Raw genomic sequence first — 15,370 nt, 5'->3', positions numbered from 1 at the left:
TGGTAGGCGATATGAGCGCCAAGACTTACGAAGTGAAGACGTACGGCTGCCAGATGAATGTGCACGACAGCGAACGGCTGTCGGGCCTCCTGGAGGATGCCGGATACGTCCGCGCGCCCGATGGCGCCGACGGGGATGCCGATGTGGTCGTCTTCAACACCTGCGCGGTGCGGGAGAACGCCGACAACAAGCTCTACGGCAACCTCGGCAGGCTCGCCCCCATGAAGACCAAGCGGCCCGGTATGCAGATCGCCGTCGGTGGGTGTCTGGCGCAGAAGGACCGCGACACGATCGTCCAGCGGGCGCCCTGGGTGGATGTGGTGTTCGGTACGCACAACATCGGCAAGCTGCCGGTACTGCTGGAGCGTGCCCGCGTCCAGGAGGAGGCGCAGGTCGAGATCGCCGAATCCCTGGAGGCCTTCCCGTCGACGCTGCCGACGCGGCGGGAGAGCGCGTACGCGGCCTGGGTGTCGATCTCCGTCGGGTGCAACAACACCTGCACCTTCTGTATCGTCCCGGCGCTGCGCGGCAAGGAGAAGGACCGCCGCCCGGGCGACATCCTCGCCGAGATCGAGGCGCTGGTCGCCGAGGGCGTCTCCGAGATCACGCTGCTCGGCCAGAACGTCAACGCCTACGGCTCCGACATCGGCGACCGTGAGGCATTCTCCAAACTGCTGCGGGCCTGCGGTGCGATCGAGGGCCTGGAGCGCGTCCGCTTCACCTCCCCGCACCCGCGCGACTTCACCGACGACGTGATCGCGGCGATGGCCGAGACCCCGAACGTGATGCCGCAACTGCACATGCCGATGCAGTCGGGGTCGGACAGCATCCTCAAGGCGATGCGCCGTTCGTACCGGCAGGAGCGTTTCCTCGGGATCATCGAGAAGGTGCGCGCCGCGATCCCGCACGCCGCCATCTCCACCGACATCATCGTGGGCTTCCCCGGCGAGACCGAGGAGGACTTCCAGCAGACGATGCACGCGGTCCGCGAGGCCCGTTTCGCTCAGGCATTCACTTTCCAGTACTCCAAGCGACCCGGCACCCCCGCGGCCACCATGGAGGGCCAGGTCCCCAAGGAGGTCGTGCAGGAGCGCTACATGCGGCTCTCGGCTCTCCAGGAGGAGATCTCCTGGGCGGAGAACAAGAAGCAGGTCGGCCGCACGGTGGACGTCATGGTCGCGGAGGGCGAGGGCCGCAAGGACGGAGCCACCCACCGCTTGTCCGGGCGGGCGCCCGACAGTCGTCTGGTCCACTTCACCAAGCCGGACGCCGAGGTGCGACCGGGGGACGTGGTGACGGTCCTGATCACCTACGCAGCTCCGCACCACCTGCTCGCCGAGGGCCCGACCACTGAGGTTCGGCGCACGCGCGCCGGGGACGCCTGGCAGAAGCGGAACGCCGCCGAGGCATCCCGGCCGGCCGGGGTGATGCTCGGGCTGCCGACGATCGGCGCTCCGGCCCCGCAACCGGCTTCGGTGGCGGCGGGCAGCTGCGGCTGCGACCAGTAACGACAGCCTGCGACGGCCCCGCCGGGCGGGGCAGGCCCTGTCCGACGGGGCGCTAGGCTGCGGATCATGCTCGTAGCCGCCGCCGTCTGTCCCTGCCCGCCGCTGCTCGTGCCGGAGGTCGCCGCAGGCGCGGCGCCGGAACTCGACGCCGCCCGGGCCGCCTGCTTCGACGCCTTGGGCGTGCTCGCGGCATCCCGGCCCGACCGCCTGATCGTCGTCGGGCCGACGCCTTTCGCGGGCCGGGGGACGCATCCGCAGGGCGCCACCGGCTCCTTCCGGGGCTTCGGGGTGGATCTCGAGGTGCGGTTGGGTGCCGCGGATGGCGCGCCCGACCGGGAACTGCCGCCGGCGTTGGCTGTGGGTGCCTGGCTGCTCGGTCGGGCGCACTGGGCGGGCGTACCGGTCGAGGCGCTGGGTGTCGGCGAGCCGCTGGAACCGGAGCGCTGTCTGCAAGCCGGCCGTGACCTTGCCGCATCCGCCGACCGGCTCGCCGTCCTGGTGATGGGCGACGGCAGCGCCTGCCGCACCCTCAAGGCGCCCGGCTATCTCGATGAGCGTGCGGCCGATTTCGACGCGGCTGCCGCCCGGGCGCTGGGCGCCGCCGACCTGCCCGCGCTCCGGGCGCTGGACGCACCGCTCGCTCATGAGCTCAAGGCTGCGGGCCGTGCCCCCTGGCAGGTCCTTGCCGGTGCCGCCGAGGGCGCCGAGCTCGGCGGCCGGCTGCTGTACGAGGACGCCCCCTACGGCGTGGGCTACATCGTCGCCGTCTGGTCCTGACGCGCGGGTGCCCACGAAGCATGCTGCTCCCTGGGCACCCGGGGCTTCCTGCGAGGGTTCGCCGGCTGGTTCACCCGGCCGGCTTCCCGGTCAGGAAGCCGCAGGCGGCGTCGGAGTGGTCCCGCCGTCCTTGTGGGAGAGCCGGTCCAGAGCATCCTTGGCCTTGCCTGTGCCCGACTCGATCTTGTCGCTGTACTTGCCCTTGGTCTTGGAGTCGACCGTGTGCGCGGCCTTGTCCAAACCCTGTCCGATCTTGTCCCCGTGCTGCAGTGCGAGGTCCGAGACCTTGTCCTTGGCAGGCGCGAGTTTGGCCTTCAGGTTGTCCATGAATCCCATGACGGACCTACTTCCCTCCGAACGGCGAATTACTTGCGTACGGCGTCACCGACTTCGTTGTCGGCGGCCGCGGCGACGGACTGCTGCCGTGGGATCTCCACTTCGGCGGCCGTGCTGATCGTGCTCTCCGCATCCGGCTCGCCCGTCTCCGCCCCGGCGGCCCCGTCCGCTGCCGTTCCGGCCACGAGCTCACCGGCCGTGGCTTCCGCAGTCCTTGCTTCGTCGGTCGGCTCCTCGGCAGCGGGCTTTACCTTGCGGCGAAACACTGCGAAAACACTCATATTCACTCCATAACCTACTCGGGCGGGCAACATTCCGCGCCGTCCCGGGCGCCTGATCGCGCAGACCGGGGGCCGGTGGGAAGACCGGCGGCCGGAACCTCGGAACAGAAACGAACCCGGGCAGCTGTCTGTCACCTCACTCGTTCGGGGACAGACTCCGGGGTTTGCGAGACTGGGGCTGTGAAAAGTGCAGCTCCGCCAGTGCGGGTCATCGCCGTTGTCGGTCCCACCGCGGCCGGAAAGTCCGATCTGGGTGTCGCCCTCGCCCGGCATTTCGGCGGTGAGGTCGTCAACGCCGACTCCATGCAGCTCTACCGGGGGATGGACATCGGTACCGCCAAGCTGACGATCGAGGAGCGCGACGGTGTCCCGCACCGGCTCCTCGACATCTGGAGCGTTACCCAGGCCGCCAGCGTCGCCGAGTACCAGAGGCTCGCCCGCGCGGAGATCGACCGACTGCTCGCCGAAGGCCGTACGCCGGTCCTCGTCGGAGGCTCCGGGCTCTACGTCCGCGGTGCCATCGACGCACTGGAGTTCCCGGGCACCGACCCGGAGGTGCGGGCCCGCCTCGAGGAGGAACTCGTGCGTCACGGCCCCGGTGTACTGCACCGCAGGCTCGCCGCGGCCGACCCCGAGGCGGCCGTCGCCATCCTGCCCAGCAACGGCCGCCGTATCGTCCGGGCGCTGGAGGTGATCGAGATCACCGGCAAGCCGTTCACCGCCAACCTCCCAGGACCGGACTCGGTCTACGACACCGTGCAGATCGGCGTCGACGTGGCGCGCCCCGAACTGGACGAGCGCATCGCCACCCGGGTCGAGCGGATGTGGCAGGCGGGACTGGTCGACGAGGTACGCACGCTGCAGGCACAGGGGCTCCGCGAAGGCCGGACGGCATCGCGGGCCCTGGGCTACCAGCAGGTGCTCGCGGCACTCGCCGGAGAGTGCACGGACGAGGAGGCGCGTGCCGAGACCGTGCGTGCCACCAAACGCTTCGCGCGCCGACAGGACTCATGGTTCCGCCGCGATCCACGGGTGCACTGGCTGAGTGGCGCGGCCACCGACCGCGCCGGACTCCCGCAACGGGCACTGGCGTTGGTCGAACGAGCGGTTACAGCCTGATCACGTGATGGCATCGGGACGCTCCGCCCGTCATTTCCGGGCCTGCGAGCGTGCCATCATCGAGCGTCGATCGACACTCTTCGATCACCAGTGAAGTCCGAGTGGGAGGGCGCGTGGCGATGGAGGCCGGCCCTCGCGACAGTGAACAGCGAACCCCGGACGACGGGGCGCGGTTGAGCCCAGACGGACCCGATGAGCAGGATGTCCCCGAGGTGGCTCCCGAGGTCGAGGTCGAGCTGCGTCCGCAGCGTCGGCTGCGGATCTGGCAGCTCGCGCCGATCGTGGTGCTGGCGGCCGTCGGGTCACTGATGTTCGCGTTCCCGCTCGCCTTCGAGCCCGACGACGGCGGCCCTGTCGTTGCCATGCTCGGCCTTCTGATCAGCTGCTGTGCCGCAGGCTGGGGCATGATGGCCGCCCGTCGGGTCGGGTACGCCTGGCCCGGCCTGCCGGCCCGCGGCTCCGGAGAGCGGCCCGACTGGCGGGTGCTCGGGTTCTACGCGGTCACCGGGTGCGTGATCGTGGCACTCGCCGTCGGGCGGGTGGCCCGGCTGCGCTGAACCGGCTCCGCCGGTCCGCTGCCCAGGTGCCTGTCGGCTGCCTCCGTGCTCGCCGCTGTCACCTCGTACGATGGCGGGGTGAGCACTTCACGGATCGCCTTCCTCAAGGGGCACGGGACCGAGAACGACTTCGTGATCATCCCCGACCCGGACAACGTCATCGCCCTCCCGGCCACCGCCGTCGCCGCCCTGTGCGACCGCCGCGCGGGCATTGGTGGCGACGGTCTCCTCCACGTGGTGCGTTCCGCGGCGCATCCCGACGCCCGGGCGATGGCCGCGGAGGCCGAGTGGTTCATGGACTACCGCAACAGCGACGGTTCCGTCGCTGAGATGTGCGGCAACGGGGTACGCGTCTTCGCCGGGTACCTCCAGCGCTCCGGCCTGGTGGCGGACGGCGATCTGGCCGTCGCGACCCGGGGCGGAGTGAAGAAGGTCCACCTCGCCGAGGAAGGTGACATCACGGTCTCCATGGGCCGTGCCGGGCTCCCGGAAACCGGAGTCACCGTGACGGTCGACGGCCGCAGCTGGCCGGCCCGCAATGTCGACATGGGCAATCCACACGCCGTTGTCTTCGTGGACGACCTGCGGCACGCCGGACCGCTGCGCTCGGCACCACCCTTCAGTCCGGCATCCGTCTACCCGGACGGGGTCAATGTCGAGTTCGTGGTGGACTGCGGTGAGCGTCACGTGGCGATGCGCGTGCATGAGCGAGGCTCCGGCGAGACCCGATCCTGCGGTACGGGGGCCTGCGCGGTGGCCGTAGCGGCAGCCCGCAGGGACGGCACGGACCCAGCGGTCACCGGCAGTCCGGTCACCTACACGGTCGACCTCCCCGGCGGCCGGCTCCTGATCACCGAACTGCCGGACGGTGAGATCGAGATGACAGGACCCGCAGTGATCGTCGCCGAGGGCACGCTCGACTCCTCGTTCCGCGGGACGGCTTTCGCCTGAGGACGAAACAGCCTGCGGACTTCGCTCGAATGGGTGATCCGTTTCACGGTGGGCGGAAGTGGGGCGGCCCCCCATGGTGGGCTCGGTAGCATCAAGCACCGGCCACGAGCGCTCACCCGCAGTCAGCCCACCGCCGGTCGACACTGCCGGAGGCGCCCATGAGTGCAGAGGCCACCAACCCCGAGGGTGTGCCCGCGGATACCCCAACGGCGGATCAGCCGGGCCGCCGGCGCGGCCGGGCCCGGATCGACCTCCGCAGACTCGGCCGCGCCGCGCTCTTCGGACCCACGTCGCGGAGTGGGCTGCCGGCTGCCATCGGCCATGTCGCGGAGGCCCACCGCGCCCACTACCCCGACGCCGACCTGACGGTCCTGGGCAGGGCGTACGAGCTCGCCGAGTCGTCCCACCGCGGTCAGATGCGCAAGAGCGGTGAGCCGTACATCACCCATCCACTGGCCGTGACCCTGATCCTTGCCGAACTCGGGGCGGAGACCACCACATTGACCGCTTCGCTGCTGCACGACACCGTCGAGGACACCGATGTGACACTCGACCAGGTCGGGGCAGCGTTCGGCGACGAGGTCCGCTATCTGGTCGACGGCGTGACCAAGCTGGAGAAGGTCGACTACGGAGCCGCCGCAGAGCCGGAGACCTTCCGCAAGATGCTGGTCGCCACCGGCGACGATGTCCGGGTCATGTCGATCAAACTCGCCGACCGGCTGCACAACATGCGCACCCTCTCCGTGATGCGCCCGGAGAAACAGGCCAGGATCGCCAAGGTCACCCAGGACGTTCTCATTCCGCTCGCCGAGCGGCTCGGCGTGCAGGCCCTCAAGACCGAGCTGGAAGACCTTGCCTTCGCGATCCTCCGCCCCGAGGAGTATGAAGACATCCGGGCCCTCATCGCCGTCGGGGAGTCCGGCGCCGACCCGCTCGCAGCTATCGCCGAAGAGGTCAGGAAGGTGCTGCGGGAGTCGGACATCCCCGCCGAAGTACTCATCAGACCACGGCATTTCGTCTCGGTGCACCGAGTCCGGGCCAAACGGGGGGAGCTGCGCCCCACCGACTTCGGACGGCTCCTGGTCCTCGTCGGTGAGGATGCCGACTGCTACGCCGTGCTCGGCGAACTGCACACCTGTTTCACCCCGGTGATCTCCGAGTTCAAGGACTTCATCGCCGCCCCCAAATTCAACCTGTACCAGTCACTGCACACGGCCGTGGCCGTACCCGACGGCGCGGTCGCCGAAGTTCTCATCCGTACGCACCGGATGCACAAGGTCGCCGAAGCGGGCGTCGTCGCCCTCGGCAACCCCTACGCGCCGGCGGACGGCACCCAGGCCGCCGACGCCGCCGACACCGCGAACGGCGAGCGGGCCGACCCGACCCGTCCCGGATGGCTCTCCCGCCTCCTCGAATGGCAGGTGTCCGCGCCCGACCCGGACACCTTCTGGAGCACCCTGCGCGCGGATCTGGCGCAGGACCGGGAGATCACCGTCTTCCGTGCGGACGGGGGCACCCTGGGGCTGCCCGCGGGAGCCAGCTGTGTGGACGCCGCCTACGCGCAGCACGGCGAGGAGGCCCACCGGTGTATCGGTGCCCGGGTCAACGGGCGCCTGGCCACGCTCAGTACGGCGCTGAGCGACGGAGACATCGTCCAGCTGCTGCTGGCCGAGGACACTTCTTCCGGCCCCTCGCCGGAGTGGCTCGACCATGCCCGTACGGCCGCCGCACGGATCGCGATCTCCGGCTGGCTCGCCGAGCACCCGGAAGGGGCCGCGGTGGCGGATGCGGCCCCCCGGTCGGCCGCGTCCGCCACCGGGGGCACCGTGCGGCGAGCCACCACCGGGGCCGTGGTGGAGCTGCCGCACACCGCGGTGCGGCTCGCCGGCTGCTGTACACCGGTTCCGCCCGACGCCATCACCGGCTTCGCGGTCCACGGTGGCGCCGTCGCCGTGCACCGCGAAGGCTGCGCGTCGGTCGCCCGGATGCGCGCGCTGGGACGGGCTCCGGTCGGGGCGGACTGGGGCGACACAGGTGACTGCACGGTCACCCTGGTGGCCGAGGCCTTCGGACGCCCGCAGCTGTTCGCGGACCTGACCGAGGTCATCGCCTCGGCGGGCGCCGCTGTCGTCGCGGCCACGGTGGAACCGCCGAGCGAGCAGCGGGTCAGGCACACCTACACCCTGCAGCTCCCCGACGCCGCCGAGCTGCCCGCACTGATGCGCACCATGCGCGACGTGGCGGGGGTGTACGACGTGAGCCGTGCCCAGCATCCGGCCACCGCCTGACACCGTTCTGAGACCCTTTCGAGTGGGGGTGGCGCGCCCCGTCCCGGTCCGCCCCGGCTGTGCTGGTAGCGGTAGCGCATGCTGCACATCTTCCGGCGCCTTCGTGCCGCCCTGCCGGCGGCCGCATCGGCGGCTCTGATCACCGCTGCCCTGCCCGCCCCCGTACCCCTCGGTATCGGCGATCCGCTCTTCCCCGATCTGGGCAACCCCGGGTACGACGTTCTCACCTACGACATCGGCCTCACCTATCCCGGCCGCAACACCGCGCCGCTGTCTGCGGTCACTACGATCGACGCCCTGGCCACCGCTCCCTTGCAGCGCGTCAACCTCGATTTCACCGGCGGTACGGTGCGCTCCGTCGATGTGAACGGTGACCGCGCGGCATTCGCCACTGCGGGCGAGGACCTGGTGGTCACACCGCCCCATCACGTACGCAGAGGCGGACGGCTGCGGATCACCGTGCGGCACACCAGCGACCCGCGCGGTGCGACGGCCGGCGGCTGGGTGCGCACCAAGGACGGCCTCGCCATGGCCAACCAGGTGGACGCCGCCCACCGGGTCTTCCCCTGCAACGACCACCCCGCCGACAAGGCATGGTTCACCTTCCGGGTGACGGCCCCACAGCGGTTGACCGTGGTGGCCAACGGGTTGCCCACCGCGCGCAGGACGCAAGCGGGCCTTACCACCTGGACCTACCGGACGGTCCATCCGATGGCCACCGAACTGGCCCAGGTGTCGATCGGGAGCTCGGCGGTGCCTCATCGGGCAGGCCCGCACGGGCTGCCGCTGCGCGACGTCGTACCGGCGGCGGATCGCCGCAAACTGGAGCCCTGGCTGAAGAAGACACCGGGACAGCTCAGCTGGCTCGAGTCGAAGGTCGGACGCTACCCGTTCGCGACGTACGGCGTGCTCATCGCCGACACCCGCACCGGCTTCGAGCTGGAAACCCAGACACTGTCCCTGTTCGAGCGCCGGCTCTTCACAGAGCCGCGTTTTCCCGCGTGGTACGTCGAATCGGTCATGGTGCACGAACTCGCCCACCAGTGGTTCGGGGACAGCGTCTCGCCGAACCGCTGGTCCGACCTCTGGCTCAACGAGGGACACGCCACCTGGTACGAAGCGCTGTACGCGGACGAGCACGCCGGCAAGTCGCTGACCCGGCGCATGCACGACGCCTACCGGGACTCCGACGGTGAACGCGCCCAGGACGGCCCACCCGCCGCCCCGAAGCCCCCCGAGCCGGGGCACCAGATCAGTATCTTCCGGCCTGTCGTCTACGACGGCAGCGCCCTGGTGCTCTACGCACTGCGTCAGGAGATCGGGGCCGACGCCTTCCAGCAGGTGGAACGCAGTTGGGTGCGCACCTACCGATACCGCTCGGCCACCACCGCCGACTTCTCCGCCCTGGCCTCACGGATCGCCGGGCGCGATCTGTCCGGCTTTTTCCACGACTGGCTGTACGGCGCACGGACACCCCCGATGCCCGGCCACCCGGACTGGCACAGCGTCCGGCCGAAAGCCGGGTGACGTGGCGAGCGCACCGTGCCACTATCGACGGGTCACCGCCGCTGCGGGCCCTGCCGGTCTCCCCGGGGAATCATCCGGAGCCGTCACGCGTTGTGACTGGTGAACGAAGTATCTATCGGCTCGACGTAAGGATCCAATGACCTCCTCTTCTTCCCCTTCCCAGGACGCGCTCGAGCAGGACGTCCTTGAGGTGGACGCCTTCGAACCCGACCTTGAACCGGACACTCAGAGCTACAACGAGAGCCGCCGGGCCGATGCCCTGATGGAAGAGGACGTCGCCTGGAGCCACGAGATCGACGGCGAGCGTGACGGTGACCAGTACGACCGGTCGGAGCGCGCCGCGCTGCGACGTGTCGCGGGCCTGTCCACCGAGCTCGAGGATGTCACCGAGGTCGAGTACCGGCAGCTGCGCCTGGAGCGTGTGGTGCTGGTCGGCGTCTGGACGTCCGGGTCCGCTCAGGACGCCGAGAACTCCCTGGCGGAGCTGGCAGCCCTGGCCGAGACGGCAGGCGCCCTCGTCCTCGACGGTGTCGTACAGCGCCGCGACAAGCCGGACCCGGCCACCTACATCGGCTCGGGCAAGGCACACGAGCTGCGTGACATCGTGCTCGAAACCGGGGCTGACACCGTGGTGTGCGACGGTGAGCTGAGCCCGGGACAGCTGATCCATCTGGAAGACGTCGTCAAGGTCAAGGTGGTCGACCGTACCGCCCTCATCCTCGACATCTTCGCCCAGCACGCCAAGTCGCGCGAGGGCAAGGCACAGGTCGCGCTCGCGCAGATGCAGTACATGCTGCCCCGGCTGCGTGGCTGGGGCCAGTCACTCTCCCGGCAGATGGGTGGTGGCGGTTCCGGTTCGGCGGGCGGCGGCATGGCCACCCGTGGTCCCGGTGAGACCAAGATCGAGACGGACCGTCGCCGGATTCGCGAGAAGATGGCGAAGATGCGCCGGGAGATCGCGGAGATGAAGACCGGCCGCGACATCAAGCGGCAGGAGCGCAAGCGCCACAAGGTCCCGTCGGTGGCCATCGCCGGATACACCAACGCCGGCAAGTCCTCACTGCTCAATCGGCTCACGGGGGCCGGTGTTCTGGTGGAGAACTCACTGTTCGCCACCCTGGACCCGACCGTGCGCAGGGCCGAAACCCCCGGCGGCAGGCTCTACACCCTGGCCGACACCGTCGGCTTCGTACGGCATCTGCCGCACCACCTGGTCGAGGCGTTCCGTTCCACCATGGAAGAGGTCGGCGAGTCCGACCTGATCCTTCACGTGGTGGACGGCTCGCACCCGGCTCCGGAGGAGCAGCTCGCCGCCGTGCGTGAGGTGATCCGGGATGTCGGTGCCACCGATGTGCCGGAGATCGTGGTGATCAACAAGGCGGACGCGGCCGATCCGCTCGTACTGCAGCGGCTGCTGCGGATCGAGCGGAGCGCCATCGCGGTCTCGGCCCGTTCGGGCCAGGGGATCGCGCAGTTGCTCGCGCTGATCGACGCGGAACTGCCCCGTCCGCAGGTCGAGGTCGAGGTACTGGTTCCGTACACGCAGGGCCAGTTGGTCGCCCGGGCGCACGCCGACGGCGAAGTGATCTCCGAGGAGCACACCCCGGAGGGCACGTTGCTCAAGGCACGGGTGCACGAGGAACTCGCCGCCGACCTGGCGCCCTACGTTCCGGTGGCCCACTGACCGTCGCCGCGCAAGCCGAAGGCCCGCCTCCGCGTCCCATGCTTTCTTGGGTTCGCAGAGGCGGGCCTTCGGCTGTGTGGTGTGGTTATCGCCCGCTGCGGGGCCGGCCCCCGGTCACCGGCCCGCGAATTTATCGCTCATCGCTGTGTAGAGCTGCTGGGCGCCCGGCCCGAGTCGCGGTCCCGCCAGCCACCCCGAAGTGACCGGCCCGATCGAGGTGTTGGAAACCAGCTCGGACTTTCCGTCCTGGCCGGCGATGAACCATCCGCCACCTGAGGAACCGCCGGTCATGGTGCAGCCGATGCGCCACATCGCCGGCGTGCCGGGGCTGACGGAAAGCCGACCGGGGCGGTCGATGCACTTGTTCATCAACTGCCCGTTGAAAGGCGGTGCAGCCGGGTAGCCCCAGGCACCCATCGCGGGGATGTCCCGGGCCTCGGGAGCGTGGAAGTCGACCGTGAGCGCGTTGCCGACGGTCTCTTCGAGGGACTTGCCGCCGTTCTCCGGCTTCACGTGCAGAAGCGCGTAGTCGTAAGGCGACCCCGCGCCGCCGGTCGGTCCGCCGTCCGCGATCCAGGCGTTGGAGGTCATGGCCCAGTCGGCCCAGTACGAGCCGTAGGGCGCTATCTCCTGCGGCTGCGCATTGCGCAGCTGGGCGGGCGTCCTGCCCTGGTCGTTGTAGGACGGGACGAAAGTGATGTTCCGGTACCAGCCGCCGTTGGCACCCGCATGGACGCAGTGGCCGGCGGTCCATACCAGGTTCGACCTGCCCGGAGCCTTCGGATCCTTGACGACCGTGCCGGAGCAGACCATGGAGCCCTCGGGGGAGTCGAAGAAGACCTTGCCGACCGGGGCCGCGTACTGGTGGTAGGGACGCTTCTCCTCCTGGGCCTGCACCGGTGCGGGCTCCGGGTCGGTGACGTTCTGGTCGCCCGTCGAGTCGCCGTAGGCCATGGTCTTCTGCGGATCCTTGGCCTCCTGCATCCGGTCCGGCTTCCACAGCCCCTTGATCACCGGGTTGACGAAGTCCTTGGCATTACGCAGCCACTTGTCCTTGTCCCAGTTCTTCCACTCGCCGTGCTTCCACTTCTCCGGGTCGACACCGTGCTTCTTGAGGGTATCGACGAGCGCGCCGGCGTCATCGGCGGTGCCGCCGGCGGATGCGGAGGCCACTGGCTTGTCGGCAGCTTGCCCGGCTGCCTTGTCCTTGGCGCCGCCGCAGGCTGTCGCTGTCAGCGCGAGCGCTGCGGCGACAGCGCTCGCGGCCAGTTTCGGACGGATGGATCGCATGGATCGCATGGAGCAGTTCCCCCTGGTGGTACGCGGGTCTTCTTCAACGCCGCCGGTTGCGGCTGCCATCGCTGAGGACGGTCGAGGACGAGCTGTGGACGGAAGGAAATGCCCTTAGCGCAGGCCCGTGTACTTTTTGCTCACCGAGTCGTAGACGCCCTTGGCTTCCTTGCCGAGCCGTGGCCCCGCCAGCCAGCCCGTGGTCACTGGACCGATCGAGGTGTTGGAAACCAGAGCAGGCTTTCCGTCAGCACCCGTGGAGATCCAGCCGCCGCCGGAGGAACCGCCGGTCATGGTGCATCCGATGCGGTACATCGTCGGGTCGTTCGCGGTGACCGAGAGACGGCCCGGACCGTCGGAGCACTGGAAGAGTTTCTGGCCGTCGAACGGCGGAGCCGCCGGATAACCCGTCGCCGTGATACTCGGGATCTTGGCCACCGCAGGAGCGTTGAAGTTGACCGGCAGCGCGCCGCCGACCGTCTCCTCCAGCGATTGGGTGGAGCCCTTCTCCGGGGTCACGTGCAGCACCGCGAAGTCATAGGGAGCGCCCTGGCCGCCGGTGGGCCCGCCGGCGCTGATCCACTGCTCGGACGTCTGCGCCCAGTCCGCCCAGTAGACGCCGTAGGGAGCGACCTCCTCCTTCTTGGCATGCTGCAACTGGGCAACGGTCCTACCGCTGTTGTTGTAGGACGGGACGAAGGCGATATTGCGGTACCAGCCACCCTTCTTGCCCGCGTGGACACAATGGCCGGCGGTCCACACCATGTTGGACTTGCCGGGATGCGCCGGGTCCTCGACCACGGTCGCCGAGCAGACCATGGATCCTTCGGGGCTGTCGAAGAACAGCTTTCCCGCCTCGGGCAGGTTGGCGTGGTAAGGGGCCTTCACGGCTTGGGCGCTGACCGGAGCCGGCGTCGGATCGGTGACTCCCTTGTCGCCGGAAATGTCACTGTCGACGGGCTTCTGCGGAGTCTTGTCGGCGTCCCGCATCCGGGCCGGGTCCCAGAGACCGGCGATGATCGGGTTGACGAAGTCCTTGGCCTCCCGCAGCCACTTGTCCTTGTCCCAGTTCCTCCACTCGCCGTGCTTCCACTTGTCCAGGTCGACGCCGTGCTGCTTCAGCCGGTCCTTGACGTTGTCCGGAACGGTGATCTTGCCGTCGGATGCCGAAGTGGCGCTGGTACTGGCCTGACCCGAGGCGTCATCGGCGCCGGGGCCACAGGCGGTGGCGGTGAGCGAGAGCACGGCTGTGAGGCCAACGCCTGCTATGGCGGAGAAGGTTCGCCGTGCGCGCGTCCCGCTGCGCGCTGTGGAAGCTGGGTGGAGCGGTCGCATGTGGTGATCCCCCTGGGACTTCGGAACTGATGTCGGAGCAACTGCGGCACCGCGGAACAGGATGGGCCGGCCCTCGAAGTGCGGGCCCCACTATGCCGGTGCCGATGGGGACGGCGCGCAGCAGGGTTGTGGTTCCGCCGTCACAAGGATCTTCCCTCCCGCCCGTGATCTCACGGCGCCGTCGTCGTTGGTACGTACGGGGGGCTTTTGGGCTGTGTTCAGCCGTGGAAGCTGCGGCCGTGCGACCGGAAATCGACGGCCGAACCGCGATGACCTAGCTGTAACGACCTAGCTGTAACGAACGGATTCGGGACAGCGGGAGGAGCACCAGCAGTGGCCGTGACCGAATCTGCTCCGATGGCGCCGACGACCGCGTACGCGGGGATCCTGCGCCGGCAGTCGATGCGTGAGTCGGCTGCCCGTACCTATGCGCGATCGTTGCCCATCGTTCCGGTGCGGGCCCGGGGACTGACGATCGAGGGCGCGGACGGGCGACGCTACCTCGACTGCCTCTCCGGCGCGGGGACACTCGCACTCGGGCACAACCACCCGGCGGTGCTGGAAGCAATCAAGAAGGTGATCGACTCCGGTGCACCGCTGCACGTCCTGGATCTCGCCACACCGGTCAAGGACGCTTTCATCACCGAACTCTTCGAGACGCTGCCCCGCCACTTCGCCGACCAGGCGCGGGTGCAGTTCTGCGGACCTGCCGGTACGGACGCGGTCGAGGCAGCGCTCAAACTCGTCCGCACGGCCACCGGGCGGAGCGGAATCCTCACCTTCACCGGTGCCTATCACGGCATGACGGCCGGTGCCCTTGCGGTATCGGGCGGTGCCCCCGACGTACGGGTGACCAGGCTGCCGTACCCCCAGGACTACCGCAGCCCCTTCGGGGTCGGTGGCGAGCGAGGAGTGGACCTTGCCGCCCGATGGACCGAGAGCCTCCTCGACGACCCGAAGGGCGGGGTGCTGCCGCCGGCCGGGATGATCCTCGAACCGGTACAGGGCGAGGGCGGGGTGATCCCCGGTCCCGACAGCTGGATGCGCCGGATGCGGGAAATCACCGCGGCCCGCTCCATTCCGCTGATCGCCGACGAAGTGCAGACCGGCGTGGGGCGCACCGGAGCTTTCTGGGCGGTCGAACACAGCGGGATCGTGCCCGACGTGATGGTGTTGTCCAAAGCGATCGGCGGCTCCCTTCCGTTGGCCGTCATCGTCTACCGGTCCGAACTGGACGTCTGGGATCCGGGCGCCCACGCGGGGACCTTCCGCGGCAATCAACTCGCCATGGCAGCGGGTGCGGCCACCCTCGCGTACGTCCGCGAGAACAGGCTCGCCGAGCGTGCGGCAACTCTCGGCGCCCGCATCATCGGACGGCTGCAGGGGCTGGCCGCCGATCATCCCTCCATCGGAGACGTACGGGGTAGAGGACTGATGATCGGCCTGGAAATCGTCGACCGCGAGGCCGGTGATCCCACCGCCACAGAGCCTCCGCCGGCGGATGCCGCTCGCGCCACCGCCGTGCAGCGCGAATGCCTGGCCCGAGGGCTCATCGTCGAGCTCGGCGGGCGTCATTCCAGCGTCGTCCGGCTGCTGCCTCCCCTCACTCTCACTGACGAACAGGCGGAGGCCGTCCTCGACCGGCTGGCCGACGCTCTGAGCGCCGCCGAACGCGTCCGGAATCACCCCCACGAGACCCGCCCCCAGCCCTGACCCG

The 15,370-nt window shown here is 69.5% G+C and carries 13 protein-coding genes; 9 read left to right on the top strand and 4 right to left on the bottom strand.

The genetic code is table 11. The features are described 5' to 3' along the window. Nucleotides 1-11 precede the first annotated feature (11 nt). Both miaB and AB0M87_RS10050 read left to right on the top strand, forming a co-directional pair. On the top strand, nt 12-1,508 hold the full coding sequence (gene miaB / locus AB0M87_RS10055) for a tRNA (N6-isopentenyl adenosine(37)-C2)-methylthiotransferase MiaB (RefSeq protein ID WP_365851429.1): 1,497 nt from the start codon (nt 12-14) through the stop codon (nt 1,506-1,508). Between the two features lie 66 nt (nt 1,509-1,574). Beyond that, on the top strand, nt 1,575-2,285 hold the full coding sequence (locus AB0M87_RS10050) for a class III extradiol dioxygenase subunit B-like domain-containing protein (protein ID WP_365851428.1): 711 nt from the start codon (nt 1,575-1,577) through the stop codon (nt 2,283-2,285). Nucleotides 2,286-2,375: 90 nt separating this feature from the next. Here the strand turns inward: AB0M87_RS10050 and AB0M87_RS10045 are convergent, their stop codons facing one another. Both AB0M87_RS10045 and AB0M87_RS10040 read right to left on the bottom strand, forming a co-directional pair. Next, complete coding sequence (locus AB0M87_RS10045; protein ID WP_365851427.1) at nt 2,376-2,621, bottom strand: antitoxin; 246 nt, start codon at nt 2,619-2,621, stop codon at nt 2,376-2,378. A 29-nt stretch (nt 2,622-2,650) separates the two neighbouring features. Continuing rightward, nucleotides 2,651-2,902 carry a hypothetical protein gene (locus AB0M87_RS10040; protein ID WP_365851426.1) on the bottom strand — a complete coding sequence of 84 codons (252 nt, stop codon included), beginning with the start codon at nt 2,900-2,902 and terminating at the stop codon, nt 2,651-2,653. Nucleotides 2,903-3,082: 180 nt separating this feature from the next. Between AB0M87_RS10040 and miaA the strand changes: the two genes are divergently transcribed. The 6 genes from miaA (at nt 3,083) to hflX (ending at nt 11,028) form a co-directional block, all read left to right on the top strand. After that, complete coding sequence (gene miaA, locus AB0M87_RS10035) at nt 3,083-4,021, top strand: tRNA (adenosine(37)-N6)-dimethylallyltransferase MiaA (protein WP_365851425.1); 939 nt, start codon at nt 3,083-3,085, stop codon at nt 4,019-4,021. Between the two features lie 119 nt (nt 4,022-4,140). Beyond that, nucleotides 4,141-4,578: a hypothetical protein gene (locus tag AB0M87_RS10030; RefSeq protein ID WP_365851488.1), complete on the top strand. Its 438-nt coding sequence runs from the start codon at nt 4,141-4,143 to the stop codon at nt 4,576-4,578. A gap of 78 nt (nt 4,579-4,656) precedes the next feature. Then, nucleotides 4,657-5,529, top strand: coding sequence for a diaminopimelate epimerase (gene dapF / locus AB0M87_RS10025; protein ID WP_365851423.1), 873 nt, complete (start codon nt 4,657-4,659; stop codon nt 5,527-5,529). Nucleotides 5,530-5,687: 158 nt separating this feature from the next. Beyond that, on the top strand, nt 5,688-7,817 hold the full coding sequence (locus AB0M87_RS10020; RefSeq protein ID WP_365851422.1) for an HD domain-containing protein: 2,130 nt from the start codon (nt 5,688-5,690) through the stop codon (nt 7,815-7,817). Nucleotides 7,818-7,895: 78 nt separating this feature from the next. Continuing rightward, nucleotides 7,896-9,344, top strand: a complete 1,449-nt coding sequence (locus tag AB0M87_RS10015; RefSeq protein ID WP_365851421.1) for a M1 family metallopeptidase — start codon at nt 7,896-7,898, stop codon at nt 9,342-9,344. 136 nt (nt 9,345-9,480) lie between these two features. Beyond that, nucleotides 9,481-11,028 carry a GTPase HflX gene (hflX, locus tag AB0M87_RS10010; RefSeq protein ID WP_365851420.1) on the top strand — a complete coding sequence of 516 codons (1,548 nt, stop codon included), beginning with the start codon at nt 9,481-9,483 and terminating at the stop codon, nt 11,026-11,028. A gap of 114 nt (nt 11,029-11,142) precedes the next feature. Here hflX and AB0M87_RS10005 read toward each other — a convergent pair whose 3' ends face one another. Together AB0M87_RS10005 and AB0M87_RS10000 are read right to left on the bottom strand one after the other, a co-directional pair. Beyond that, on the bottom strand, nt 11,143-12,318 hold the full coding sequence (locus AB0M87_RS10005; RefSeq protein ID WP_365851487.1) for a hypothetical protein: 1,176 nt from the start codon (nt 12,316-12,318) through the stop codon (nt 11,143-11,145). 114 nt (nt 12,319-12,432) lie between these two features. Then, nucleotides 12,433-13,653 (bottom strand): hypothetical protein, encoded by a 1,221-nt coding sequence (locus tag AB0M87_RS10000; protein ID WP_365851419.1) that lies wholly within the window; start codon nt 13,651-13,653, stop codon nt 12,433-12,435. Nucleotides 13,654-13,986: 333 nt separating this feature from the next. Between AB0M87_RS10000 and AB0M87_RS09995 the strand changes: the two genes are divergently transcribed. After that, nucleotides 13,987-15,366, top strand: coding sequence for a diaminobutyrate--2-oxoglutarate transaminase family protein (locus AB0M87_RS09995; protein ID WP_365851418.1), 1,380 nt, complete (start codon nt 13,987-13,989; stop codon nt 15,364-15,366). Nucleotides 15,367-15,370 lie beyond the last annotated feature (4 nt).

The sequence above is a fragment of the Streptomyces sp. NPDC051320 genome, assembly GCF_040682175.1.
Classification (GTDB): Bacteria; Actinomycetota; Actinomycetes; order Streptomycetales; family Streptomycetaceae; genus Streptomyces.
Note: the sequence above shows the minus strand (reverse complement) of the source record. Positions and strands in the feature narration are given on the sequence as shown.